The organism is Saccharopolyspora sp. NFXS83 (genome assembly GCF_026241095.1).
Classification (GTDB): Bacteria; Actinomycetota; Actinomycetes; order Mycobacteriales; family Pseudonocardiaceae; genus Saccharopolyspora_C.
Genome location: NZ_JAPFGB010000045.1, coordinates 1 through 24,859, shown reverse-complemented (window position 1 = coordinate 24,859; position 24,859 = coordinate 1). Strand labels below are relative to the sequence as shown.

Genomic DNA, 24,859 nt, shown 5'->3' with positions numbered 1-24,859 from the left:
CGGTGCCGGTTGCTCTGGTGGTCGCTGCTCAGCGGCTTCGCCGCTGACAGGACACGGACGAACGACGGTCTGCGAGTCCGAGGACGGGCTCTGCGGGGCCGCGCTGGCAAGACGGGCGGACGCCTTGCTTTTCGGCCGACCGCGCGGGAAAATTTACTGACCGAATGGTCGGTTCGGATCGGGTTCGGGATCGGGACGGAGAGGTGGAGGTGGCGCACGTGGCGAGCAGCGCGGTGGAGGTGACGACGCCGGAGCGGGCCTTCGAGGAGACGATCGAACGGGACCAGCGGATCGAACCGCGGGACTGGATGCCCGAGGGCTACCGAAAGACCCTGGTGCGCCAGGTCGCTCAGCACGCCCACTCCGAGATCATCGGGATGCAGCCCGAAGGCGCCTGGATCGCGCGGGCGCCCTCGTTGCGGCGCAAGGCGATCCTGCTGGCGAAGGTGCAGGACGAGGCGGGCCACGGGCTCTACCTGTACTCGGCGGCGGAGACGCTGGGCGCCGACCGCGCCGACCTCACCGCGAAGCTGATCTCGGGGCGGCAGAAGTACTCGTCGATCTTCAACTACCCGACGTTGAACTTCGCCGACATCGGCGTCATCGGCTGGCTCGTCGACGGGGCCGCGATCTGCAACCAGGTGCCGCTGTGCCGCAGCTCCTACGGGCCCTACGCGCGGGCGATGGTGCGGATCTGCAAGGAGGAGTCGTTCCACCAGCGGCAGGGCTACGAACTGCTGCTCACGATGATGCGCGGCACCGAGGCGCAGCGGGACATGGTGCGCGACGCGGTGGACCGCTGGTGGTGGCCGTCGCTGATGATGTTCGGCCCGCCCGACGGGGATTCGCCGAACACGCGGCAGTCGATGGCCTGGAAGGTCAAGCGCCACACCAACGACGAGCTGCGGCAGAAGTTTGTGGACATGACCGTGCCGCAGGCCGACGCGCTCGGCGTCTCGCTGCCCGACCCGGAGCTGCGCTGGAACGCGGAACGCGGCATGCACGACTTCGGCGAGCCGGACTGGGCGGAGCTCAAGCGCGTCATCAGCGGCGAGGGCGCGTGCAACGCCGAGCGCGTGGAACGCCGCAAGTCCGCTCACGAGCAGGGTGAATGGGTGCGGGAGGCCGCCGCGGCGCACGCCGCGAAGCGGGCCGCACGGGAGGAGGCGACGGCATGAGCGACGAGCAGCAGGCGCGGTCGAGCTGGCCGCTGTACGAGGTCTTCGTGCGCGGCAAGCGCGGCCTCAACCACGTGCACGTCGGTTCGCTGCACGCCGCGGACGAGCGGATGGCGTTGCACAACGCCAGGAACCTCTACACCCGCCGCAACGAGGGCGTGAGCATCTGGGTGGTGCCGGCCGCCGCGATCACCGCGTCGAGCCCGGACGAGAAGGACCCGTTCTTCGCGCCCAGCGGCGACAAGGTCTACCGGCACCCCACGTTCTACGACATTCCCGACGACGTCCCGCACATGTGAGGCCGCCATGTCCTTCGACAACGCCTACGAGGCGCTCACCGAGCAGAACGACGCGCGGTGGGCGTTCGGCACCGGATTCGACGATCCGCTGGCCGGGGTGGACACCGCCGTGCCACCGGGAGTCGACGCGGCCGTGCTGTCCGGGTACTGCCTGATGCTCGCCGACGACGCGCTGATCGCTTCGCAGCGGCTCGCCGAGTGGGTCACCCGCGCGCCGGAGCTGGAGGACGAGGTGGCGCTGGCGAACATCGCGCTCGACCTGCTCGGCCAGGCGCGGTTGCTGCTGGCGCGCGCCGGGCGGACGGGGGAGTCGGTGCGCGGCGAGGACGAGCTGGCGTACTTCCGCGACGCCCACGAGTTCCGCAACGTGCGGCTGGTCGAGCCGCCGCACGGCGACTTCGCGGAGACGGTGGCGCGGTTGCTGGTGCTGTCGAGCTGGCGGCTGGCGCTGTTCACCCGGCTGGCGTCGTCGAAGGATCCGGTGCTGGCCGCGATCGCGGTGAAGGGCGGCAAGGAACTCGCCTACCACCGCGACTACGCGGCGCAGTGGGTGGTGCGGCTCGGCGACGGGACCGCCGAATCGCATCGCCGGATGCGGGCCGGGATCGACCAGGTGCGGCCCTTCCTGCCGGAACTGTTCGCCGCCGGCGGCATCGAACGCGACGCGACCGCGCAGGGCGTCGGCGTGGACCCCGCCGCGACGCTGGAGGAGGTGGCGGCCGTGCTGGAGCAGGTGTGCTCGGCGGCCACAGTGGACGCCCCGCCGATCGCTCCCGCCGCCGAGGTGTCCGGGCGCGTCGGCGAGCACACCGCGCACCTCGCCCCGCTGCTCGCGGAACTCCAGGGCGTCGCCCGCGCGCACCCGGAGGCGACGTGGTGACGACCGCGACCGGACTGCCCCGCGCCCGGGAGATCGCCGAGGCGGTGACCGACCCCGAGCTGCCGATGCTCACCCTGGCGGACCTGGGTGTGCTGCGCGGCGTCGAGATCGCCGGCGATGGCACCGTCGTCGTGACGCTCACCCCGACGTACTCGGGATGCCCGGCGATGGCCGAGATGCGCGCCGACGTGCACCGCGGCCTCACCGCGGGCGGGTTCGAGCACGTGCGGGTGCGCACGGCGCTGGACCCGCCGTGGACCACCGACTGGATCAGCGCGCGCGGGCGGCGCAGGCTCGCCGAGCACGGCATCGCCCCACCGGGCGCCGCACCGCCCCGCGGCGGCCCGGTGCCGCTTCGGCTGGAGCCGCCGCGGGCTCGGGTCAGCTGCCCCCGCTGCGGTTCGCCGCGCACCGAGGAGTTGTCGCGGTTCAGCGCCACCGCCTGCAAGGCGCTGCGGCGCTGCACCGACTGCGCCGAACCCTTCGAGCACGTCAAGGAGATCTGACGGTGACTTCCACGATGGACGGGCCGGTGACTTCGCGCCGCGGCACCGGTTTCCACCCGCTGCGGGTGGCCGCGGTGGACCGGCTGTGCGAGGACGCGGTCGCCGTCACCTTCGACGTGCCCGCAGAACTCGCCGCCGAGTTCGCGTTCCGCCCCGGCCAGTCGCTCACGCTGCGCCGCGTCGGAGCCGACGGCGAGCACCGCCGCTCCTACTCGATCTGCGCGCCGGTGGGGGAGCGTCCCCGCATCGGGGTGCGGCTGGTGCCGGACGGGCTGTTCTCCGCCTGGCTGGTGGACGAGGTGCGCCCCGGCGATCTGATCGACGTGGCGCCGCCGTCCGGATCGTTCACCCCCGACCTGAGCGCGACCGGCAGGCACGTGCTGATCGCGGCGGGTTCCGGCATCACACCGGTGCTCTCGATCGCGGCGAGCGTGCTGCGGGAGAGCGGCGGGGACGTGACCTTGGTGTACGGGAACCGGCGCAGCGACACGGTGATGTTCGCCGACGAGCTCGCCGACCTCAAGGACCGCTACCCGGCCCGGCTGGACCTGGTGCACGTGCTCTCCCGCGAACCGCGCGAGTCGGAGCTGGTGTCCGGGCGCCTCGACGCGGCGAAGCTGAAAGCGCTGCTGGGCGTGCTGATCCCGGTGGACGGGGAGGCGCACTGGTGGCTGTGCGGTCCGTACGGCATGGTCACCGCCGCGCAGGACGTGCTCACCGGGCTCGGCGTCGCCCGCGAGCAGGTGCACCAGGAGCTGTTCTACGTCGACGAGCCGCCGCCGAACCCGATCCGGCCGGAGGACGCCCCACCGACCGGTGCGCGCAGCGACGTGACCGTGGTGCTCGACGGCCGCACCAGCACGCTGTCGCTGCCGCGCGACGTCCCGGTGCTCGACGGAGCTCAGCGGTCCCGTCCCGACCTGCCGTTCGCCTGCAAGGGCGGCGTCTGCGGCACCTGCCGAGCCCAGGTCACCTCCGGCGAAGTCGTGATGCGCCGCAACTTCGCCCTCGAACAGTCCGAAGTGGACGCTGGATTCGTGCTCACCTGCCAATCCCTGCCCGTCACCGACGAAGTCACCGTCGACTACGACACCTGATCACGGCGAGCCCGGGGACGGGCGCCGGCGTCCAGCCGCCTCCGGCGCTCGAGCGCAGCGTCCAGCAGTGCGGTGCGGACTCCTCCCGGAAGTCGGCGTCCGCCATCCGCTTCCAGGGGGTGCTCGAACAACGACCAGGTCGGTTCGAACTGCCAGCGCAGCAGCTCCGGGCCTTTCCGCCGTCAGCCGCGGCTCATCTCGTCGAGGACAAGGACCCGGTCGTCCCAGTAGGTGCGCTGGAGCTCCGCCGGGTCGTGGTCGTCGAGGTACTCCGCCCACAGCATGAAGTACGTCCACAGCGGCTGGGCGTCGAGCAGTTCCGGAGTGGGAGTGGTGCCGACCTCGCCGAGCGCGATCGGCCGGTCTCCCGCCACCGCGAGCATGGCCTGGTAGTCGGCGTCGGTGGGGGCGGCCTTCTCCCAGATGTCGATCGAGGCCACGTCCACCTGCTCGTCCGCGGGCCGGTACGAGCCCAGGTCGCTGATGTCGGAGTCCTTCACGTTCCAGTTCCACACCAGGCTCGTCAGGCCCTGCCCGGTCAGGTGCTCGTGGGTGATCCGGTACAGCGCGGCGCTGCCCTCGGGTCCGGGGCGCCCGCCCCACCAGGACCAGCCGTCGTTGATCTCGTGCAGCGGACGCCACAGCACCTGCACCCCGGCGTCCTGCAGCTGGCGCAGGTACGGGACCGCTTCGTCCAGCCGGGCCTTCCACGCCTGGTTGAGCGGCGTGCCGTCGGTGATGAGCTCCCGCCACTGCTCGTCGGAGAGCTCGGCCCGCACCCCGTCGTCCCACGTGCACGACGATCCCTGAGTCGGCGGGCACACGTGCCAGGTGAGGCTGACCAGCGCGCCGTTGTTCCACTGGTTGATCGCCTCGTCGACCAGGTTCTGCCGGTCGCGCACATCGGCCTCGGAGAACAGCAGGTCCCCGCCCCACAGCCCCGGGTAGTCCCCCGTGATGTCGTGGACCTGCTGCGTCCAGCGCGTCGGGTTCGACAGCGGTTCCTTGTTGTGCTGCCCGCTGATGGTGTTCGTGCCGGACACGGCCCGCAGGTAGTCGAGGGTCCCCGTCGCGGCCGGGGGCGCCGCGGTGGCCGGGCCCGCCGTAGCGAGCAGCACGGCCGCGGCGGCCAGCAGCGGAACGGAACGGCGACGGCGCATCGGCCCTCCAGGGTTCTCGGCATCCGCCGGGAAGTCTCGGCCCGCGCTCGATCAGCGGTCAACGATCGGGGCGAAGCTGTCGCATACTCGCCGGGAACGCTCGAACGGGCCTGGTCCGTGCGGCGCAACCCGGCCGGTGCGCACCACCGGGACGCATGAGGCGACCGGGACGGCGCACCTTCTCGCCGCCGTCGAGTGCGGGAGGGAGGCCGGGAACATCCAATCTGCCACCGGCCCCGGCGGCGGCTAACGTTTCCCCATGGTCCCGATGCCGGTCACCGAGCGAGTCGTGCTGCGGGAGTGGAGTCCCGACGACGTCGACGACGCGTTCGCCGTGTACGGCACCGCCACGGTCACCGACTGGCTGGTGCCCTCGATGCCGAGCGTCGCTGACCTGGCCGCGATGCGGCGGTTGCTGTCCCAGTGGATCGAGGAGCAGCGCGAGCTGCCGCCGCCGCTGGGCCGGTGGGCGTTCGAACACCGCGGGAGCGGTGCGGTCATCGGCGGCGCCGAGCTGCGGCTCCTACCTCCGCGCTTCGAAGACGTGGAGGTCGCCTGGCACCTGCGCCCCAACTCGTGGGGCCAGGGCTACGCGAAGGAAGCGACGCGGGAACTGATCCGCTGGGCGTTCGCGCACGAGGCCGTGGAGCTGTTCGCGGTCGTCGACCCGCTCAACGATCGCGCCCATCGCACGGCGCAGCGGCTGGGCATGGAATGGGTGGGGGAGACCACCAAGTACTACGACCGCACCTTGCACGTCTACCGCATTCGTCCGGGGGACCTGGACTGAGGAGAGTTGTGCCTGCGCAGGTGTCCGGGTGGCGGAACCTCAGCGGCTTCCTCGCTGCGGGATCGATTTCTGACGTACGTCCGAGGCACGGCGAGATCGCTGTCCTCGCGGGGAAGCCGTTGCGAACCCGCCGGTGGTCACCCTGCTCGAGCTGGTCACCGCGCAGCGGCTCCGCCGCTGACAGGACAACGACCGAAAGATCAGTGGGCGGGATCCGCGCGCTGTGATCCTCAGGCGTCCTGGTGGGCGATGAGGTGTTCCAGGAGGACTCGGGTCAGGTCTTCCGAGGCCTGTTCCGGTACCCAGTGGGAGACGTCTTCGATCATCTCGAAGCGGTAGTCGGCGGTGACGTGGTTGCCGGTGGCCAGCGCGGCGGTCGAGCCGAGGGCGCCGTCGTCGGTGCTCCACACGTAGAGTGTCGGCACCTGGATCGGGCCGATGGCTTCGGTGAGCTTCGACGCGCGGTACCAGTTCAGCGCGGCGTCCAGCGCGCCCGGCTCGCTGAACCGCTGCACGTACTCCTCGACGTGGTGCTCGGGGATCTTGTGCTCGTACATCCGCCGCAGCCGCCGCGCCCCGTCCTCCAGCAGCAGCTTGTCGGAGCCGGACCGGCGGAACACCTGCATGTACTCGGAGCGCCGCTGCTGGTCCTCGTCCTCGCGCAGGGCGCGGGCGAAGGCGTCCAGGTGCGGGACGGAGACCGCGGTGAGCGACTTGACGCGGTCCGGGTGGGCCGCCGCGACCGACCACGCGACGGCGGCGCCCCAGTCGTGGCCGACCAGGTCGAACCGCGACCAGCCGAGCTGGTCCGCGATCGCGAGCACGTCGGAGACCAGCTCCTCCATCCGGTAGTCGGCGACCTCGGTGGGGCGCACGCCGGGGGAGTAGCCGCGCTGATCAGGGGCCACCGCGTGGCATCCGGCACCGCCGAGCACCGCGAGCTGCTCCCGCCACTCGATGGCGGCTTGCGGGAACCCGTGCAGGAGCAGCACCGGCCGGTCGCCCTCGTCGCCCGCGCTCAGCGCGTCGAAGGTGCCTGCGGGGGTGGGGATCTCGATGTAGTCGGCCACCCCCGCACCTTAAGCCCTGGTGTTGATCTTGTCAGGGCGTGCGGTAGCCCCAAGAGCCCTCGTGGGTCTCGCCAGGGCGGAGCACGATCAATCCGTCACCTGTGACGAAAGCGTTGGGGGCGCACGTCATCGGTTCCACGGTGATGCCGGAGCGTGCCGGGCGGTCCGCCTCCGGGGAATCGTCGGTGTAAACCTGGAGGTAGCCGTGAGTGCGGTCCACCCACAGCTCCACCTGGCTCCCGTCGGACAGTCCGAATCGGATGGTCGCGGTGCCCTCGGCGTCCCGGTCCAGGTCGGTGAACGCGGTGTCCATCACGGTCGCGCCGATCGGCCGTGCGGTGCGGTAGTCGAACTCGCCGCCCTCCACCGGGGCAGTGCCGGTGGGGATCAGCCGATCGTTGGTCAGGTAGTAGGTGCTCGCGGGAAGTTCGAAGACGATGTCGTCGATGCTGCCCGTCCCGGCAGCCAGGTAGGTGTGGTTGGCGGTGGCGAACGGCGCGTCGTGCTTCCCGATGTTGCGGGCCGACAGCGTGCTGCGAATCCCGTTGCCCTCCAACGCGAACTCGATGCGGAACGCCAGCTGGAACGGGTAGCCGTAGTGCGGGTGCAGCACGTGTTCCAGCACGACCCGGTCGCGCCGGTGCTCGACCGGAGTCCACTCGGTGAAGCCCATCAGCCCGTGCAGCGCCGACTCCCGCTCCGGTTCGTTGATCGGCACCTGCAACTGCTCGCCGCCGAACTCGTAGCGCCCCTGGTCGATGCGATTCGCCCACGGCAGCAGGGTTTTGCCCTGCCAGCCCTCGCCGAGCTCGTCGGCCGCGTGCGTCAGCAGCATCTCGGTCCCGTCGACCTGCCAGGACAGCAAGGTCGCCGCGACGCCAGCCACCACGGCGCTGTGGCTGCCGGAGCGCAGCTCGTAGAGCCTGCCGTGCAGCGAAGCACCGGAAGGCTCCGCGTTCGCCCGCCGCTGCCCGGTCGCGGACATGCCGGCGGCGGTGAGTCCCGCCGTTCCCGCCGCGGCCAACGCCGCACCACCCAGCGTTCGCCTGCTCCACTTGCGGGACGAGACGTGCTCACCGGACATCGTTGTCCTCCTAGTTGCGGGAAGTCCTGTTGCGACGGAGACCCCCGGCCGGTGCGGGACCGGCCGGGGGCGGCTGCGATTACGGGTTGCCCGCGTCGATCACTGCCTGGTTCGCGGCGCGGACCGCTTCCAGATCGGGCTTGAGGATCTCGCGGTCGTAGGTGAAGAAGCCGTTCACCTCGTTCTCCACGTCGGTCGTCTGCGTGTAGACCGAGGCGGAGATCCCCTTCTCGCCGATGATGCGTACCAGGGCGTCGTGCACCTCCTGGTAGCGGCGGGTCAGGTCCTCGCGGGTCTCGACGATCTCGTACGACGAGGGCTCACCGGGCCACAGGTGGCCGTCCTCGACGAGGCCCAGCCCGCCGTACTCGCCGTCCACCGAGGCGCGGTCGCCGGTGACGTCCGGGGCGCCCGGACCGACGTAGGTGTGGTCGTCGTAGATGTGCCCGGCTCCCGTGTCCGGCAACGAGTCGCAGCAGTTCACGCCGCTGGCGGGGTTGACCAACCTGGACGGGTCCTGGGCTTGGACCTGCTCGGCGACGCGAGCGGTGTCGAACTCGCCCCAGCCCTCGTTGAACGGCACCCACGTCACGATCGACGGCGAGCTGCCGAGCTGGTCGATCATCTCGGCGGTCTCGGCCTCGAAGTTCGCCTTCGCCTCATCGCCGGGGGTCTGGCCGTTGACGAGGGCGGGCACGTCCTGCCACACGAGCAGACCGAGCCGGTCCGCGTGGTGGTACCAGCGAGCCGGTTCCACCTTGATGTGCTTGCGGACCATGTTGAAGCCGAGTTCCTTGGTCTGCTCCAGGTCGAACCGCAGCGCCTCGTCGGTGGGCGCGGTGAAGATGCCGTCCGGCCAGTAGCCCTGGTCCAGCGGACCGTGCTGGAAGAGGATCTCGCCGTTGAGCGCCAGCCGCGGCCTGCCCTGATCGTCGTCGACCAGTCCGATGGAGCGCATCCCGGCGTAGCTGCCGACCTCGTCGACCGGCTGCCCGTCCGCGTCGAGCAGGCGCACCGTGAGGTCGTAGAGGAACGGGTCGTCCGGCGACCACAGGTGCGGGTCCGGCACGTCCAGGCGCACGTCTTCGCCGGCGGGCCCGGTGGTGCGCGCGACCTCGCCGCCGCCCGGTTCGCTGAGCACGGCCTCGACCTGCCCGCCCTGCGAGGAGGCGGCGTTCACGATGAGGCTGCTCGAGTCGAGGTCCGGGGTGGAGCGCAGGCGGGTGATGTGCGATTCCGGAACCGGTTCCATCCAGACGGTCTGCCAGATGCCGGAGGCGCCGGTGTAGAAGATGCCGCCGGGCTCGTTGCGCTGCTTGCCGACCGGGTAGGGGTTCGCGTCGTTGCGGTCCTCGACCGCGACGGTCAGCTGCTGCGGGCCGCTACCGGTGACGGCGTCGGTGATGTCCGCGCTGAACGCGGTGAACCCGCCTTCGTGGGTGGCGACCTCCTGGCCGTTGACGCTGACCGTCGCCTTCTGGTCGACCGCGCCGAAGTGCAGCAGCAGCCGCTGCCCTGCCCAGTCGGCGGGCACCTCGAAGGTGCGCTCGTAGCGCAGGTGGTCGTCGTGGCGCTGGATGCCGGACAGACCGGATTCCGGCGGGTAGGGCACCAGGATCTGCTCGGAGGTCTCCGATGGGGGAGCGTCGGCACCGGCGAAGTCCCAGAGGCCGTTGAGGTTCTGCCAGCGTTCGCGCGTGAGCTGCGGGCGGGGGTATTCGGGCAGTGCGTTGTCCGGTCCGACCTGGTCGGTCCACCGGGTCGCCAGCGGTGGGTCCTGCGGTTTCCATGCGGACGGGGACGCCTGAGCGGGCATGCCGATCACGGTAGCGAGCGAAGCGGCGCCGATCAGAGCACCGACGCGGAATCGGAGTAGTGGGCGGCGGGTCAACGCGCGACGGTGCACGTGGCCTCCTGGTGGATTCGAACCAGTGGGACGGGGCAGGCACCGAACCGCTTCCAGCAGGTCAGGTCCAGGCCCAGTGCTGAAGGTCGGGAGTTCCCGGCGTCGAGCCGGGAAATCAGGACGAATGCGAAACCACAACAAGCAACAACAGTGACCACAACCACACGCGAAGTCAACGGCACCACCCGAATGCCCGCGCATCGGAGCAACGCCATGGATCTGATCGGGTGTGCCGGTTAGGTTGGTCCGGCGCATCGCGTGCGGTCCGAGCCGGACCGTGCGAAGCGCTGAATCCCCGCCGCCGGAGTCGAGGAGGGACGCCGACATGGCCCAGCAAGCGGAGAGCGGCCGAGTCGCCGCAGGACCGGGCGGAGCGGAGTTCCTCGCAGCGCGAGATCTGCTGCTGAGCAAGCGGGAGGACTACGCCGCGGCCCGCGCCGAGTTCCGCTGGCCGCGCCCGGCCGAGTTCAACTGGGCGCTGGACTGGTTCGACACCATCGCCGACCGCGAGGACCGCATCGCGCTGTGGATCGTCGAAGCCGACGGTAGCGAGCAGAAGCTGACGTTCTCCGACCTGACGCGCCGCTCGAACCAGGTCGCGAACTGGCTGCGCGGACTCGGGGTGTCCCGCGGGGACCGGTTGATCCTGATGCTCGGCAACCAGGTGGAGCTGTGGGAGACGATCCTCGCGGCGATGAAGCTCGGTGCGGTCATCATCCCCGCGACGCCGCTGCTCGGGCCGGAGGACCTGCGCGACCGGGTGGATCGCGGCGCCGCCCGCCACGTCGTGACGTCCTCGGCGCACACCGCCAAGTTCGAGGACGTGCCGGGCGACTACACCCGGATCGCCGTGGGCGGCGCGGACGGCTGGGAGTCCTATTCGGACAGCGCGGGTGCCGCGACGGCGTTCGAGCCGGACGCCGCGACCCGGGCCGAGGATCCGCTGCTGCTCTACTTCACCTCGGGCACCACCGCGAAGCCCAAGCTGGTCGAGCACACCCACGTCTCCTACCCGGTCGGGCATCTGTCCACGATGTACTGGATCGGGCTGGAACCGGGCGACGTGCACTTGAACATCTCCTCGCCGGGGTGGGCGAAGCACGCGTGGAGCAACGTGTTCGCGCCGTGGAACGCCGAGGCGACGGTGTTCCTCTACAACTACGAGCGCTTCGACGCGCTCGCGCTGCTGCGCGAGATGCAGCGCTGCGAGGTGACGAGCTTCTGCGCGCCGCCGACGGTGTGGCGGATGCTCATCCAGGCCGACCTCACCGGGCTGGCGACGCCGCCGAACAAGGTCGTGGGCGCAGGTGAACCCCTGAACCCGGAGATCGTCGAGCAGGTTCGCCGGGCGTGGGGAGTCACCATCCGGGACGGCTTCGGCCAGACCGAGACCAGCGTCCAGGTGGCGAACACCCCCGGGCAGGAGCTCAAACCGGGTTCGATGGGCCGGGCGCTGCCCGGTTTCGAGGTCGCCCTGGTCGATCCCGCCAGCGGGGAGGAGGCCACCGAGGGCGAGATCTGCCTGCGCGTCGATCCGCGCCCGGTCGGCCTGATGACCGGCTACGCCGACGACGCCGACCGCAACGCCGAGGTGCTGCGCGGCGGCTACTACCACACCGGCGACGTCGGATCGGTGGACGAGGACGGCTACATCACCTACGTCGGCCGCACCGACGACGTGTTCAAGGCCTCGGACTACCGGATCTCGCCGTTCGAGCTGGAGAGCGTGCTGCTGGAGCACGAGGCGGTCGCCGAGGCCGCGGTGGTCCCCTCGCCGGACCCGATCAGGCTCGCGGTGCCGAAGGCGTACGTGGTGCTCGCGCAGGGGTGGGAACCGTCCGATGGCACGGCGCTGGCGATCCTGCGGTTCGCGCGGGAGCACCTGGCGCCGTACAAGCGGATCCGCCGCCTCGAATTCACCGACCTGCCCAAGACGATCTCCGGGAAGATCCGGCGGGTGCAGTTGCGCACTCGCGAAGTGGAGATCCACGAGGATCCGTCCCCGGCGGGCGAGTACCGCGAGGAGGACTTCCCCGACCTCAAATCCTGACGGCGGTTCCGCGTGGATCTCGTCGTTGTTCGAACGGACCGATCGCCCGATCTCCACGGGCGGTCGGTCCGCTTTTTCGGTCGCCTCGGGTGCTGCCGTCGGCTGGCCGGGGAAGTCGACCTCCGATCGAGTTAGGCTAGCCTAATCAAAAATGGTCGGGTGGTCGAAACAGGATGGTGGGGGCGCGTGCACGACGAGACGACCGGGATCGCCGCGGTGAGCTCGGATGCCGAGTTGCGGGAACTCGTGAAGGAACCGCATCCCGCGATCGCGGAAAAGTCGATCGACCGGGTCGACGAGCAGTCCTGCCTGTTCTTGTCGGCCTCGCCCTTCTTCCTGCTGGCGACGACGTCCTCCGACGGTTCCCTGGACGTCTCGCCCCGGGGTGACCCGGCGGGCGGCGTGCTGGTGGAGGACGAGGGCCGGACGCTGGTGTTCGCCGACCGCCCGGGCAACCGGCGGCTGGACAGCCTGCACAACATCCTCCGGCACCCGCAGGTGGGGATGTTGTTCATGGTTCCCGGTGTCAACGACACGCTGCGGGTGAACGGCACGGCGACGATCGTGCGGGAAGCGCCGTACTTCGAACGCCTCGAGGTCGAGGGCAAGCGGCCGGACCTGGCCATCTCGGTGCGGATCGACGAGCTGTTCCTGCACTGCGCGAAGGCGTTCCTGCGCTCCTCGCTGTGGGACCCGGCGCGCTGGCCGGATCGGGAGTCGGTGCCCAGCGCCGGCCGCATCGCGAAGAGCCAAGCGGGCGCGAAGGTGCCGGAGCGCGTCCTCAACGCCGCTCTGAAGCTGGACGCGCGCTGGCGCCGGTAGCTGATACCGCGGTCGCCGCCCCCGGGCGGCGAGGGGGCCGCTCGGGGGCGAACGGGCCGCCGCCTCTCGTCGCTTGATGTCGTCACGCCTTCGACCGGGCCCGCGTCGGGCGGTGGCGATGCCCACCCGGGCGCGACCACGCCCCGCGCCGACGGCGTCCGCCCGGTCACCGGGGGGAGTCGGAGATCGACCCTGGGTTCGTGCGCTGCGAATCCTCGCGGTGCGGTGAGACTTGTCTCCGCAGCGGTGATCGCCTCGGGGGCGGGCGTTCCGCGGCCGGTGGGTGACAGGTGCCCTCGCCGCTCACCGGTACCGGACGAGCGCCGTCCGCCGACGAATCGCGGTTCATGAAATGGCGGAATGAATTCCATCATTCGCGCGTTGTGCGAAGACGAGAAAAGCCGGTCCCGCGAATCCCGTTCTCGGTTCCCGGTGCAGGTCGGAGCGCGTGGCCGAGGGGGCGGGCCGGCGCCCGGGGCAGTCCCCCCGTGTGGCCCGGAGGGCCTGGTCGGGAGGGGGTCCACTAGGGATCCTCCCGGGAATTTCCACCCAAGTCTGGCGCAGCGGGGGCGGGCATCGTAACATCCTGAGCCCCCGGATCGATCTCCCGAGCGAAAAAGGGAAATCGGTATCACCCCGCGAGCCTCCCGTGATCGGTTTTGTAGGCATTCGCGGTTGCGTTATTCAATGTTGTCATGGTAAGTGCTGCGTACGCGATCATACACACATCGGCGCTGCGGTGCACTTATGCGATCGTGACACGTCTGAAAAATGGTCGGAAAAAACGCTGGTAGCGGCGCATTTTTTCACCCAGGGTGACGATCCGAATCACGCATATATCCCATTGCTGTGATCAGTGTCACACTCTTGTACGCTTGCTTCGGCAACTCATTCGCATAGTTTGGTTACTCGACGCACGAATTCGCGTCGAACCCGGTCGGCAATGGGGCTGACTGAGTGCGAGCGCTGGTGCAGGTGCGCGGCCTGAGTTCTTCGGCCGCCCACGCCGGTGCGCAGGTGTCGCCTTATTCGATTGGCGACCCCGCACGACCTACGAGTTGATCTCGGGGCGGATTCGCGCGGACCTGAGTGGTGCATGAGGCGCATGACCAACGCGAGTGGTGGGAGTGAAGTATGGCCAAGAGCGTGGACGACCTGGCGCAGCACGGCGAACGCAACGGTGTGGCCGAGGACGCGGCCGAACTGGTCGCCCGTGAGGAGCAGGTCTTCGGCGACAACCCGTTGGAAGTGCGCGAATCCGACCATTACACGCACGAGTACGTCGGTGGATTCGTCGACAAGTGGGACGATCTGATCGACTGGAAGAAGCGCTACGAGAGCGAGGGCCGGTTCTTCATCGACCAGCTCAAAGCCCGTGGTGTGGAGTCCGTCCTGGACGTGGCCACCGGTACCGGTTTCCACTCGGTGCGGCTGCTCGAAGAGGGCTTCGAGACGGTCAGCGCCGATGGCAGCCCGCAGATGCTGGCCCAGGCCTTCCGCAACGGCCTGACCTACGGCGGGCACATCCTGCGCGTCGTGCACGCCGACTGGCGCTGGCTCAACCGCGACGTCCACGGCGAGTACGACGCGATCATCTGCCTGGGCAACTCGTTCACGCACCTGTTCTCCGAGCGCGACCGGCGCAAGGCCCTGGCCGAGTTCTACGCCATGCTCAAGCACGACGGCGTTCTGATCATCGACCAGCGCAACTACGACGCGATCCTGGACGACGGATTCTCCAGCAAGCACACGTACTACTACGCCGGTGAGGACGTGTCCGCGGAGCCGGACCACGTGGACGAGGGCCTGGCCCGATTCAAGTACACCTTCCCGGACAAGAGCGAATTCTTCCTCAACATGTACCCGTTGCGGAAGAATTACGTTCGGCGCCTGCTGCGCGAGGTCGGATTCCAGCGAATCGACACCTACGGCGATTTCCAGGAAACGTACGCGGACCAGGACCCGGACTTCTACATTCACGTCGCGGAGAAGAACTACCGCACCGAGGACGAGCTGTCCGACGTGTACTCGACCGCGGTGCACACGGCCCGCGACTACTACAACTCCGAAGACGCGGACAATTTCTACTACCACGTCTGGGGCGGCAACGACATTCACGTCGGCCTCTACAGCACCCCGGACGAGGACATCGACGCCGCCTCGCGACGCACCGTCGAGCGCATGGCGGCCAAGGTCGAGATCACGCCGGAGACCCGGATCCTGGACATCGGTGCCGGATACGGTGGTGCGGCGCGCTACCTGGCCAAGACCTACGGCTGCAAGGTCGCCTGCCTGAACCTCAGCGAGGTCGAGAACGCCCGCAACGTCGAGTTCAACCGGGCGGCGGGCCTCGACGACCTGATCGAGGTCAAGGACGGTTCCTTCGAGGACATCCCGTTCCAGGACAACGCCTTCGACCTGGTCTGGTCGCAGGACGCCATCCTGCACAGCGGGGACCGCGAGCGGGTGCTGGAAGAGGTGACGCGGGTCCTGAGCAAGGGCGGTTCGTTCGTGTTCACCGACCCGATGGCAGCCGACAACGCCCGCAAACAGGACCTGGGTCCGATCCTGGACCGGCTGAGCCTGGACACTATGGGTTCGCCCGGCTTCTACCGGCGCGAACTGGCTCGGCTGGGCCTGCAGACGATCGACTTCGAGGACCTCAGCTCGTACCTGCCGGTGCACTACCAGCGGGTGCTCGAGGTGCTCGAAGCCCGCGAGTCCGAACTGTCCGACCGGATCAGTGAGGAATATCGCACCAAGATGAAGCGTGGCCTGCGTGCCTGGGTGGAGTCCGGTAACGGCGGAAGCCTGGCATGGGGCATCATCCACGCCCGTGCATGATCATCAGTGATGCGTACGGCCGGTCCCGCTGGGCCGGATGGCGGGCGTGTCAGTGAGTGGACACTCATGACATTACTGCTGCTCGTACGCAAGGATCGAAGCCGCCAAAGAAGCTGAGAGGTGAGGTTGAGCCGTGAGTGAGATCAACCGCAGGTTGTTCACCAGCGAGTCGGTGACCGAAGGTCACCCTGACAAGATCTGCGACGCGATCAGCGACTCCGTGCTGGACGCAATGCTCGCGCAGGACCCGCGGTCCCGCGTCGCGGTGGAGACGCTGGTGACGACCGGCCAGGTGCACGTGGCCGGTGAGGTCACCACCAGCGCCTACGTCGACATCCCGTCCATCGTGCGGGAGAAGATCCTTGAGATCGGCTACGACTCGTCGGCCAAGGGCTTCGACGGCAACTCTTGCGGCGTGAACATCGCGATCGGCGCGCAGTCCCCGGACATCGGCCAGGGCGTGGACACCGCGCACGAGAGCCGGGTCGAGGGCGTCATCGACGAGATCGCCAAGCAGGGCGCCGGCGACCAGGGCCTGATGTTCGGCTACGCCTGCAACGACACCGACGAGCTCGCGCCGCTGCCGATCACGCTCGCGCACCGCCTGTCGCGTCGCCTGACCGAGGTCCGCAAGGACGGCACGCTGCCGTACCTGCGCGCCGACGGCAAGACGCAGGTCACCATCGAGTACGCCGGTGACCAGCCGGTCCGCTTGGACACCGTCGTGCTCTCGACCCAGCACGCCGAGGAGATCGACCTCGACAAGACGCTGTCCAAGGACATCAACGAGAAGGTCATCGCTCCGGAACTGGAGCGGGTCGGCCTGGACACCACCGACTCGCGGGTGTTGATCAACCCGACCGGTCGGTTCGTCGTCGGTGGCCCGATGGGCGACGCGGGCCTGACCGGCCGGAAGATCATCGTCGACACCTACGGTGGCATGGCCCGCCACGGTGGCGGCGCCTTCTCCGGCAAGGACCCGTCGAAGGTGGACCGCTCCGCGGCCTACGCGACCCGCTGGGTGGCGAAGAACGCGGTGGCCGCCGGGCTGGCCGGCCGCATCGAGGTGCAGGTCGCCTACGCGATCGGCAAGGCCGCTCCGGTCGGGCTGTTCGTGGAGACCTTCGGCACCGAGAACGTGGACCCGGTCAAGATCCAGGCCGCGATCAACGAGGTGTTCGACCTGCGTCCCGCCGCGATCATCCGGGACCTGGACCTGCTGCGTCCGATCTACGCGCAGACCGCCGCCTACGGCCACTTCGGCCGCAGCGACGTGAACCTGCCGTGGGAGAACACCGATCGTGCCGAGGCGCTCAAGGCCGCCGCCGGTATCTGATCGAGCACATGCGGACGTTCGCACGGGCTGTCGCGGGGCGTGGCGAGGCCACGCCCCGCGGCCCGGTGCGGGCCAGGTATCGAGAAGTTCTTGGGGCCGGTGGCCGACGATGTCGCCGGCCGGCCGATAAGGAGTTGTTGCAGTGCGGATTGCGGTGACCGGGTCGATCGCCACCGACCACCTGATGTCCTTCCCCGGCAGGATCGCCGAGCAGCTGATCGCCGATCAGCTCGAATCGGTGTCCCTGTCGTTCCTGGTCGACGAGCTGGAGGTGCGTCGCGGCGGGGTCGCGGCCAACATCACCTTCGGGCTCGGCAAGCTCGGCGTCACCTCGCTGCTGGTGGGCGCGGTCGGGCAGGACTTCGAGGAATACCGGACGTGGCTGGAGCGTCACGGCGTGGACACCGCTTCGGTGCGCGTCTCGGAGACCAAGCACACGTCCCGGTTCCTGTGCACCACCGACCAGGACTTCAACCAGATCGCCTCGTTCTACCCGGGTGCCATGACCGAGGCCGCGGAGATCGAGCTCAAGTCGGTCGCCGACCGCGTCGGCGGGCTCGACCTCGTGGTGGTCTCGGCGAACGACCCGGACGCGATGGTGAAGTACACCAAGGAATGCCGGGAGCGCGGGTACAAGTTCCTCGCCGACCCGGGCCAGCAGCTTGCCCGGATGGACGGCGAGTCGGTCCGCGAGCTGGTTCGCGGCGCGGAGTACCTGTTCACGAACGAGTACGAGCACAGCCTGCTGCTGCAGAGCACCGGCTGGAGCCACGACGAGGTCCTGGCCGAGGTCGGCAGCTGGGTCACGTCGCTGGGCGCGAAGGGCCTCAAGGTCGAGTCGGCATCGGCCCCGACCTTCGAGGTGCAGCCGCCCAAGGAGAAGCAGAAGGGCGACCCGACGGGGGTCGGCGACGCGTTGCGCGCCGGGTTCCTCTCCGGTCTGTCCGGCGGGCTGGGCGTGGAGCGGGCCTTGCAGCTCGGCTGCACGCTGGCGACCGTCTCGCTGGAGACCGACGGGCCGCAGGAGTACGACGTCGAGCGCGAGTCGTTCCTCGCGCGCATCGGTGAGGCGTACGGCGACACCGCCGCCGCCGAGATCGGTTCGAAGCTGCGCTGAGTTCCGGGGGTGGCGCCGGGGGCGAGAGCCCGGCGCCACCCCCGGCGAGCACACTTGGGGTATCGGGCGTGGCGCAGGCAAGCGTGGGAAGAGGCAGCGACATGAATGGGGTCAACACGAACGGCGATACCGGCTCGGGGCGCGACCCGAGCGGGTTCCTGACCGCGCTCAACGAGCGCGTGCTCGTCGCGGACGGCGGCATGGGTACCGCGTTGCAGGCCTACGACCTGTCGTTGGACGACTTCGCGAACCTCGAAGGCTGCAACGAGATCCTCAACGAGACCCGTCCGGACGTGGTCTCCGGGGTGTACCGCGGGTTCTTGGAAGCCGGTTCGGACGCGATCGAATCGAACACGTTCGGCACGAACCTCGCCAACCTCGGCGAGTACGGCATCCCGGAGCGCATCCGGGACCTGGCGGAGAAGGGCGCCCGGCTGGCAAGGGAGGCCGCCGACGAGTTCTCCACGAAGGACAAGCCGCGGTTCGTGCTGGGCTCGATGGGGCCGGGCACCAAGCTGCCCACGCTGGGTCACGCGCCGTACGCGGACCTGCGGGACGCCTACGTCGAGAACGTGCTGGGCATGATCGACGGCGGCATCGACGTGGTCCTGGTGGAGACCTCCCAGGACCTGTTGCAGACCAAGGCGGCCGTCGTGGCAGCCAAGCGCGCGATGGAGCAGACCGGCCGCTGGCTGCCGATCATCGCGCAGGTCACCGTCGAGCAGACCGGCACGATGCTGGTCGGGTCCGAGATCGGCGCTGCGCTCACGGCGCTGGAGCCGCTGGGCATCGACCTGATCGGCATGAACTGCGCGACCGGTCCCGCCGAGATGAGCGAGCACCTGCGGGTGCTCGCGCAGCACGCGAACGTGCCGATCTCGGTGATGCCGAACGCGGGCCTGCCGGAGCTCGGGCCGAACGGAGCGGTGTACCCGCTGCAGCCGGACGAGCTGGCGCAGGCGCTGGTCGGCTTCGTCAACGACTTCGGCGCGCGGTTGGTCGGCGGCTGCTGCGGCACCACCGGTGAGCACGTGCGCGCGGTCTCCGAGGCCGTCGCCTCGCTCACCCCGCAGGCGCGCACCCCGGAGATCGTCCCGTCGGTGTCCTCGGTGTACCAGGCGGTGCCGTTCCAGCAGGACGCGAGCATCCTCAACGTCGGCGAGCGGACCAACACCAACGGGTCCAAGAAGTTCCGCGAGGCGATGCTCGACGGCCGCTACGACGACTGCGTGGAGATCGCCAAGGCCCAGACCCGCGAGGGCGCGCACATGCTCGACCTGTGCGTGGACTACGTGGGCCGCGACGGCGCCGAGGACATGCGCGAGCTGGCCAGCCGGCTTGCCACCGCCTCGACGCTGCCGATCATGGTCGACTCCACCGAGGCGAACGTGATCCAGGCGGGCCTGGAGCACCTCGGCGGGCGTTGCGCGGTGAACTCGGTGAACTACGAGGACGGCGACGGGCCGGACTCGCGGTTCCAGAAGGTGATGGCGATGGTGCGCGAGCACGGCGCCACCGTCGTCGCGCTGTGCATCGACGAGGAGGGCCAGGCCCGCACCGCGGAGTGGAAGCTGCGGATCGCGGAGCGCCTCATCGCCGAGATCACCGGCACCTGGGGCCTGGACGAGTCGGCGATCATCATCGACTGCCTGGTCTTCCCGATCACCACCGGTCAGGAGGAGGTGCGCCGGGACGGCATCGAGACCATCGAGGCCATCCGGGAGCTCAAGCGCCGCCACCCGCGGGTGAACACCACGCTGGGCCTGTCCAACGTGTCGTTCGGCCTGAACCCGGCCGCGCGCCAGGTGCTGAACTCGGTGTTCCTCAACGAGTGCCGCGAGGCCGGGCTGGACTCGGCGATCCTGAACGCCTCGAAGATCCTGCCGATGAACAAGATCGACGGGGAGCAGCGGGAGGTCGCCCTCGACCTGGTCTACGACCGGCGCGCCGAGGACTACGACCCGCTGCAGAAGCTGATGCAGCTGTTCGAGGGCAAGACGGCCTCCTCGACCGGTGCCTCCCGCGCGGAGGAGCTGGCGAAGCTGCCGCTGTTCGAGCGGTTGGAGAAGCGCATCGTCGACGGCGAGCGCAACGGTCTCGACGTCGACCTCGAAGCGGCCATGCAGGAGAAGAAGCCGCTGCAGATCGTCAACGAGCACCTGCTGGCGGGCATGAAGGTCGTCGGTGACCTGTTCGGCTCCGGGCAGATGCAGCTGCCGTTCGTGCTCCAGTCCGCGGAGACGATGAAGGCCGCCGTGGCCTACCTCGAACCGCACATGGAGAAGGACGACTCCGGCGGCAAGGGCAAGCTGCTGCTGGCGACGGTCAAGGGCGATGTGCACGACATCGGCAAGAACCTCGTCGACATCATCGTGTCCAACAACGGCTACGACGTGGTCAACATCGGCATCAAGCAGCCGGTGAACGCGATCCTCGAGGCCGCGGACGAGAACAAGGTCGACGTGATCGGCATGTCGGGCCTGCTGGTGAAGTCCACCGTGATCATGAAGGACAACCTGCAGGAGATGAACTCCCGCGGCATCGCGGAGAAGTACCCGGTGATGCTCGGCGGCGCGGCGCTGACCAGGTCCTTCGTGGAGAACGATCTCGACGAGGTCTACCAGGGCGATGTGCGCTACGCGAAGGACGCCTTCGAGGGCCTGAACCTGATGGACCGCCTGATGTCCATCAAGCGCGGCGACAACCCCGAGGTGAACGAAGCGGAGGAGGCCAAGAAGGCCGAGCGCAAGGAGCGCCACGAGCGTTCCAAGCGCATCGCGGAGAAGCGCAAGGCCGAGCAGGGTCCGCTGCCCGACCTCTACGACGACTCGATCCGCTCCGACGTGGACGCCGACGCCCCGGTGCCGACCCCGCCGTTCTGGGGTTCCAGAGTCATCAAGGGCGTGCCCACCGCCGACTACCTGGCGCTGCTCGACGAACGCGCCACGTTCTTCGGCCAGTGGGGCCTGCGCGGCTCCAAGAAGGGCGAGGGCCCGTCCTACGAGGAGCTCGTCGAGTCCGAAGGCCGGCCGCGGCTGCGCTACTGGATGGACGAGCTGGCCACGGCGGGCATCCTGCAGCACGCGGCGGTGGTGTACGGCTACTTCCCGGTCGTCACCGAGGGCAACTCGGTGATCGTGCTGGACAAGGAGGAGCCGGACGCCGCGGAACGCACCCGGTTCACGTTCCCGCGCCAGCAGCGCGACCGCAGGCTCAGCCTCGCCGACTTCTACCGCACCAGGGAGAAGGCGCTGGAGACCGGCCAGGTCGACGTGCTGCCGATGCAGCTGGTGACGATGGGCCAGCCCATCGCCGACTACGCCAACGAGCTGTTCGCGAAGAACTCCTACCGCGACTACCTCGAGATCCACGGGATGGGCGTGCAGCTCACCGAGGCGCTCGCCGAGTACTGGCACCGGCGGGTCCGGCGGGAACTGCTGTGGTCCAGCGGCCGGGCGGTGTCCGAAGAGGACCCGAACGAGGTGACCGAGTTCTTCAAGCTCGGCTACCGCGGGGCCCGCTACTCCTTCGGCTACGGCGCCTGCCCGGAGATCGAGGACCGCGCCAAGATCGTGGAGCTGCTGGAGAGCGAGCGGATCGGCGTTGAGCTCTCCGAGGAGTTCCAGCTGCACCCGGAGCAGTCCACGGACGCGATCGTCGCCCACCACCCCGAGGCGAAGTACTTCAACACATGAGGCCACGTGCGCGGGCCGTAAGGTTGATCATCAGCGGCCCGCGCACGTGCCGCGGAAACCCGAGCAGGGAAAGCGCCCTGACAGGGATGAAACCCGAGCAGGGAAATCTAGAAAGGAAATCATGAGCGCGAAGCTGCAGAAGGCCAACGGCATCGAGTTCGCCGTCGCGGACCTGAGCCTGGCCGAGTCCGGCCGGCACCAGATCCGACTGGCCGAGCACGAGATGCCCGGTCTGATGGCGACTCGCAAGGAGTATGCGGACTCCAAGCCGCTCAAGGGCGCGCGGATCGCAGGTTCGCTGCACATGACGGTGCAGACCGCGGTGCTCATCGAGACGCTGGTCGAGCTGGGCGCCGAGGTCCGCTGGGTGTCCTGCAACATCTTCTCCACCCAGGACGAGGCCGCCGCGGCCGTCGTCGTGGGCAAGAACGGCACCGTGGACAAGCCCGCGGGCGTGCCGGTGTTCGCCTGGAAGGGCGAGACGCTGGAGGACTACTGGTGGTGCACCGACCAGCTCTGGCAGTTCGACGGCGGCAAGGTCGCCAACATGATCCTCGATGACGGTGGCGACGCGACCCTGCTGGTCCACAAGGGCGTCGAGTTCGAGGCCGCCGGCGCCGTGCCGCAGCCCACGGACAACGACCCGGAGGAGTTCAAGGTCGTCCTGTCCACGCTGCGCGCCAGCCTGGACAAGGACAAGCAGCGCTTCACCAAGCTCGCCAAGGAGATCAAGGGCGTCACCGAGGAGACCACCACCGGTGTCCACAAGCTCGTCGAGCTGGTGCGCTCCGGTGAGCTGCTGTTCCCGGCGATCAACGTCAACGACTCGGTGACGAAGTCGAAGTTCGACAACAAGTACGGCTGCCGGCACTCGCTGGTCGACGGCATCAACCGCGCCACCGACACCCTCATCGGCGGCAAGGTCGCCGTCATCGCCGGTTTCGGCGACGTCGGCAAGGGCTCCGCGGAGTCGCTGCGCGGCCAGGGCGCTCGCGTGATCGTCACCGAGATCGACCCGATCTGCGCGCTGCAGGCGGCGATGGAGGGCTACGAGGTCAAGACCCTCGACGAGGTCGTCGAGATCGCCGACATCTTCATCACCACGACCGGCAACTTCGACATCATCACCGCCGACCACATGGCGAAGATGAAGCACCAGGCCATCGTGGGCAACATCGGCCACTTCGACAACGAGATCGACATGGCCGGCCTGGAGAAGACCCCGGGCATCAAGAAGGTCGAGATCAAGCCGCAGGTGCACGAGTTCACCTTCACCGACGGGCACTCCATCCTGGTGCTGTCCGAGGGCCGGCTGCTCAACCTGGGCAACGCCACCGGGCACCCGAGCTTCGTGATGTCCAACTCGTTCACCAACCAGACGCTGGCGCAGATCGAGCTGTGGACCAAGCCCGGCGAGTACGGCAAGGACGTCTACGTGCTGCCCAAGCACCTGGACGAGAAGGTGGCCCGGCTGCACCTGGACGCGCTCGGCGTCAAGCTGACCACGCTGACCAAGGCGCAGGCCGAGTACATCGGTGTCGACGTGAACGGGCCGTACAAGCCCGAGCACTACCGCTACTGATCCGCTCAGCACGCTTCGTGGCTTGAGCGACCGGTGGTCGCACGCCACCGCTCGGACCGGTCGGTCCGAGCGGTGGCGCCCCCCCCGGTTCTCGATCGAGAAGACCTGTCGAGGGAATCCGCGTTCGATCTCGTTTCCGCCCTCCCTCGAATTCGATTTCCGGTTGCACGGTCCCTGCTTTCACGGCCGCCCGCGGGAGCGGCCGGGCTGGCTCGGTGACCGGCGAGGAAGGAAGACCTGAGGCCGACATGGACACGATCGCACTCGAATTGGCACCGCCCGACCTCGACGGTGGACACGAGAGGGCCGTGGAGGAAGGCCGCAAGGTGGCCGAGAACAGCCGCGCCGCCGGGCTCGCCGACCGCATCGGGCACCTGATGATTCCCGGCATCATCGCCGAGGACGACGACCGTCCGATCGAGATGAAGCCGAAGATGGACGTCATCGACTTCTGGAACACGGTGCGCCCGGAGATCGGCGACGTGAAGGGCCTGTGCACCCAGGTCACCGCGTTCATGGACAAGCCGCAGCTCACCGACCGCATCCGGGACCTGCAGGCGGCGGGCATGGAGGGCATCGCGTTCGTCGGCGTGCCGCGCACCATGTCCGACGGCGAAGGCGGCGGCTTACCGCCCACCGACGCGCTGACCCAGTTCCAGGACGTCGTCCCGAACCGCGGCTCCATCCTCATCCCGACTCGCGAGGGCGAGCACGGCCGGTTCAACTTCAAATGCGAGCGCGGCGCCACCTACGGCATGACGCAGCTGCTGTACTCGGACGCCATCGTCGGATTCCTGAAGGAATTCGCGGACAAGACGCCGCACCGCCCGGAGATCCTGCTGTCGTTCGGTTTCGTGCCGGGCGTCGAAGGCCGCCGCAAGCTCATCGACTGGCTCATCCAGGACCCCGGCAACCCGGCGGTGGAGGCGGAGCAGAAGTTCATCGCGGGCATCACCGACCTCACCTTCGAGGAGCGCAAGCAGAAGCTGCTCGACCTCTACAAGCGCGTCATCGACGGCGTGGTGGACCTCGGCTTCCCGCTGAGCCTGCACCTGGAGGCGCCGTACGGATACTCGAAGCCGGCGTTCGACGTGTTCGCCGCGATGATCGACTACTGGGCGCCGAAGCCCCAGGCGGCCTGAGCCGCGCCGACACCCGGCGATCGCGGATCGCCTCGCACTGAACGGACCGCCCGGCCACTCCCTTGGACCGGACGGTCCGTTCTTGTTGTTTGGGGGGGTCGGGCTCGTTTTGTTTTGGTGGTCGTTTGGCGGAACCTCAGCTGTCTTCTCGCTGCGGGATCTTTTTCCCTAGTGGCTGCGCCACGAGGGAAAAAGCTGTCCTCGCGAGAAGACAGCTGAGAACCTGAGCTTCCCCCGTTTGTCCGGAGGCTTCCGAGTCTGGTCTGCTCGTGCAGACCGAGGAAGGAAGTCGTTGTGGCAG

18 protein-coding genes are annotated in these 24,859 nt (G+C 68.9%); 14 read left to right on the top strand and 4 right to left on the bottom strand.

Translation table 11 applies throughout. The annotated features are described in order from the left end of the window. Positions 1 to 218 precede the first annotated feature (218 nt). Genes paaA through paaE form a run of 5 tightly spaced genes read left to right on the top strand, consistent with a single transcriptional unit; the run spans position 219 to position 3,960 of the window. Positions 219 to 1,178 (top strand): 1,2-phenylacetyl-CoA epoxidase subunit PaaA, encoded by a 960-nt coding sequence (gene paaA / locus OOZ19_RS29120; RefSeq protein WP_266093374.1) that lies wholly within the window; start codon positions 219 to 221, stop codon positions 1,176 to 1,178. Beyond that, a complete protein-coding gene (gene paaB / locus OOZ19_RS29115; protein ID WP_266093373.1) occupies positions 1,175 to 1,477 on the top strand; it encodes a 1,2-phenylacetyl-CoA epoxidase subunit PaaB in 303 nt (100 codons plus the stop codon). The genes paaA and paaB overlap by 4 nt, the downstream gene beginning before the upstream one ends. A 7-nt stretch (positions 1,478 to 1,484) precedes the next feature. Then, on the top strand, positions 1,485 to 2,357 hold the full coding sequence (gene paaC, locus OOZ19_RS29110; RefSeq protein ID WP_266093372.1) for a 1,2-phenylacetyl-CoA epoxidase subunit PaaC: 873 nt from the start codon (positions 1,485 to 1,487) through the stop codon (positions 2,355 to 2,357). Next, on the top strand, positions 2,354 to 2,863 hold the full coding sequence (gene paaD / locus OOZ19_RS29105) for a 1,2-phenylacetyl-CoA epoxidase subunit PaaD (protein ID WP_266093371.1): 510 nt from the start codon (positions 2,354 to 2,356) through the stop codon (positions 2,861 to 2,863). The genes paaC and paaD overlap by 4 nt, the downstream gene beginning before the upstream one ends. A 14-nt stretch (positions 2,864 to 2,877) precedes the next feature. Continuing rightward, positions 2,878 to 3,960, top strand: coding sequence for a 1,2-phenylacetyl-CoA epoxidase subunit PaaE (gene paaE / locus OOZ19_RS29100; RefSeq protein ID WP_266093388.1), 1,083 nt, complete (start codon positions 2,878 to 2,880; stop codon positions 3,958 to 3,960). 182 nt (positions 3,961 to 4,142) lie between these two features. Here paaE and OOZ19_RS29095 read toward each other — a convergent pair whose 3' ends face one another. Next, positions 4,143 to 5,120, bottom strand: a complete 978-nt coding sequence (locus tag OOZ19_RS29095; protein WP_266093370.1) for a glycosyl hydrolase — start codon at positions 5,118 to 5,120, stop codon at positions 4,143 to 4,145. A gap of 259 nt (positions 5,121 to 5,379) precedes the next feature. Here OOZ19_RS29095 and OOZ19_RS29090 point away from each other — a divergent pair, with 259 nt between their 5' ends. Continuing rightward, positions 5,380 to 5,910, top strand: coding sequence for a GNAT family N-acetyltransferase (locus tag OOZ19_RS29090; RefSeq protein WP_323055193.1), 531 nt, complete (start codon positions 5,380 to 5,382; stop codon positions 5,908 to 5,910). A 230-nt stretch (positions 5,911 to 6,140) separates the two neighbouring features. On the opposite strand, the gene OOZ19_RS29085 is transcribed toward OOZ19_RS29090, so the two are convergent. The 3 genes from OOZ19_RS29085 to OOZ19_RS29075 all read right to left on the bottom strand — a co-directional run bounded on the left by OOZ19_RS29085 (position 6,141) and on the right by OOZ19_RS29075 (position 9,880). Continuing rightward, positions 6,141 to 6,980 carry an alpha/beta fold hydrolase gene (locus tag OOZ19_RS29085; RefSeq protein ID WP_266093369.1) on the bottom strand — a complete coding sequence of 280 codons (840 nt, stop codon included), beginning with the start codon at positions 6,978 to 6,980 and terminating at the stop codon, positions 6,141 to 6,143. Positions 6,981 to 7,011: 31 nt separating this feature from the next. Beyond that, positions 7,012 to 8,064: an aldose 1-epimerase family protein gene (locus tag OOZ19_RS29080; protein ID WP_266093368.1), complete on the bottom strand. Its 1,053-nt coding sequence runs from the start codon at positions 8,062 to 8,064 to the stop codon at positions 7,012 to 7,014. A gap of 79 nt (positions 8,065 to 8,143) precedes the next feature. Continuing rightward, the gene (locus OOZ19_RS29075; RefSeq protein ID WP_266093367.1) at positions 8,144 to 9,880 is read right to left on the bottom strand and encodes a glycoside hydrolase family 2 protein; all 1,737 of its coding nucleotides are present in this window, start codon (positions 9,878 to 9,880) and stop codon (positions 8,144 to 8,146) included. 415 nt (positions 9,881 to 10,295) lie between these two features. Between OOZ19_RS29075 and OOZ19_RS29070 the strand changes: the two genes are divergently transcribed. The 8 genes from OOZ19_RS29070 to OOZ19_RS29035 all read left to right on the top strand — a co-directional run bounded on the left by OOZ19_RS29070 (position 10,296) and on the right by OOZ19_RS29035 (position 24,558). Beyond that, the gene (locus OOZ19_RS29070; protein ID WP_266093366.1) at positions 10,296 to 12,020 is read left to right on the top strand and encodes an AMP-binding protein; all 1,725 of its coding nucleotides are present in this window, start codon (positions 10,296 to 10,298) and stop codon (positions 12,018 to 12,020) included. 159 nt (positions 12,021 to 12,179) lie between these two features. After that, the gene (locus tag OOZ19_RS29065) at positions 12,180 to 12,842 is read left to right on the top strand and encodes an MSMEG_1061 family FMN-dependent PPOX-type flavoprotein (protein ID WP_266093365.1); all 663 of its coding nucleotides are present in this window, start codon (positions 12,180 to 12,182) and stop codon (positions 12,840 to 12,842) included. A gap of 1,134 nt (positions 12,843 to 13,976) precedes the next feature. Further along, entirely contained in the window at positions 13,977 to 15,686 is a 1,710-nt protein-coding gene (locus OOZ19_RS29060; protein ID WP_266093364.1) for a glycine/sarcosine N-methyltransferase, read from the top strand. 133 nt (positions 15,687 to 15,819) lie between these two features. Next, the gene (metK, locus tag OOZ19_RS29055; protein WP_184479433.1) at positions 15,820 to 17,022 is read left to right on the top strand and encodes a methionine adenosyltransferase; all 1,203 of its coding nucleotides are present in this window, start codon (positions 15,820 to 15,822) and stop codon (positions 17,020 to 17,022) included. Between the two features lie 142 nt (positions 17,023 to 17,164). After that, positions 17,165 to 18,139, top strand: coding sequence for a carbohydrate kinase family protein (locus OOZ19_RS29050; protein ID WP_266093363.1), 975 nt, complete (start codon positions 17,165 to 17,167; stop codon positions 18,137 to 18,139). A 101-nt stretch (positions 18,140 to 18,240) separates the two neighbouring features. Then, positions 18,241 to 21,834 (top strand): methionine synthase, encoded by a 3,594-nt coding sequence (gene metH / locus OOZ19_RS29045; protein ID WP_266093362.1) that lies wholly within the window; start codon positions 18,241 to 18,243, stop codon positions 21,832 to 21,834. Between the two features lie 121 nt (positions 21,835 to 21,955). Further along, the gene (ahcY, locus tag OOZ19_RS29040; RefSeq protein ID WP_184479430.1) at positions 21,956 to 23,416 is read left to right on the top strand and encodes an adenosylhomocysteinase; all 1,461 of its coding nucleotides are present in this window, start codon (positions 21,956 to 21,958) and stop codon (positions 23,414 to 23,416) included. Between the two features lie 248 nt (positions 23,417 to 23,664). After that, positions 23,665 to 24,558 (top strand): mycobacterial-type methylenetetrahydrofolate reductase, encoded by an 894-nt coding sequence (locus OOZ19_RS29035; protein WP_266093361.1) that lies wholly within the window; start codon positions 23,665 to 23,667, stop codon positions 24,556 to 24,558. Positions 24,559 to 24,859: the final 301 nt, after the last annotated feature.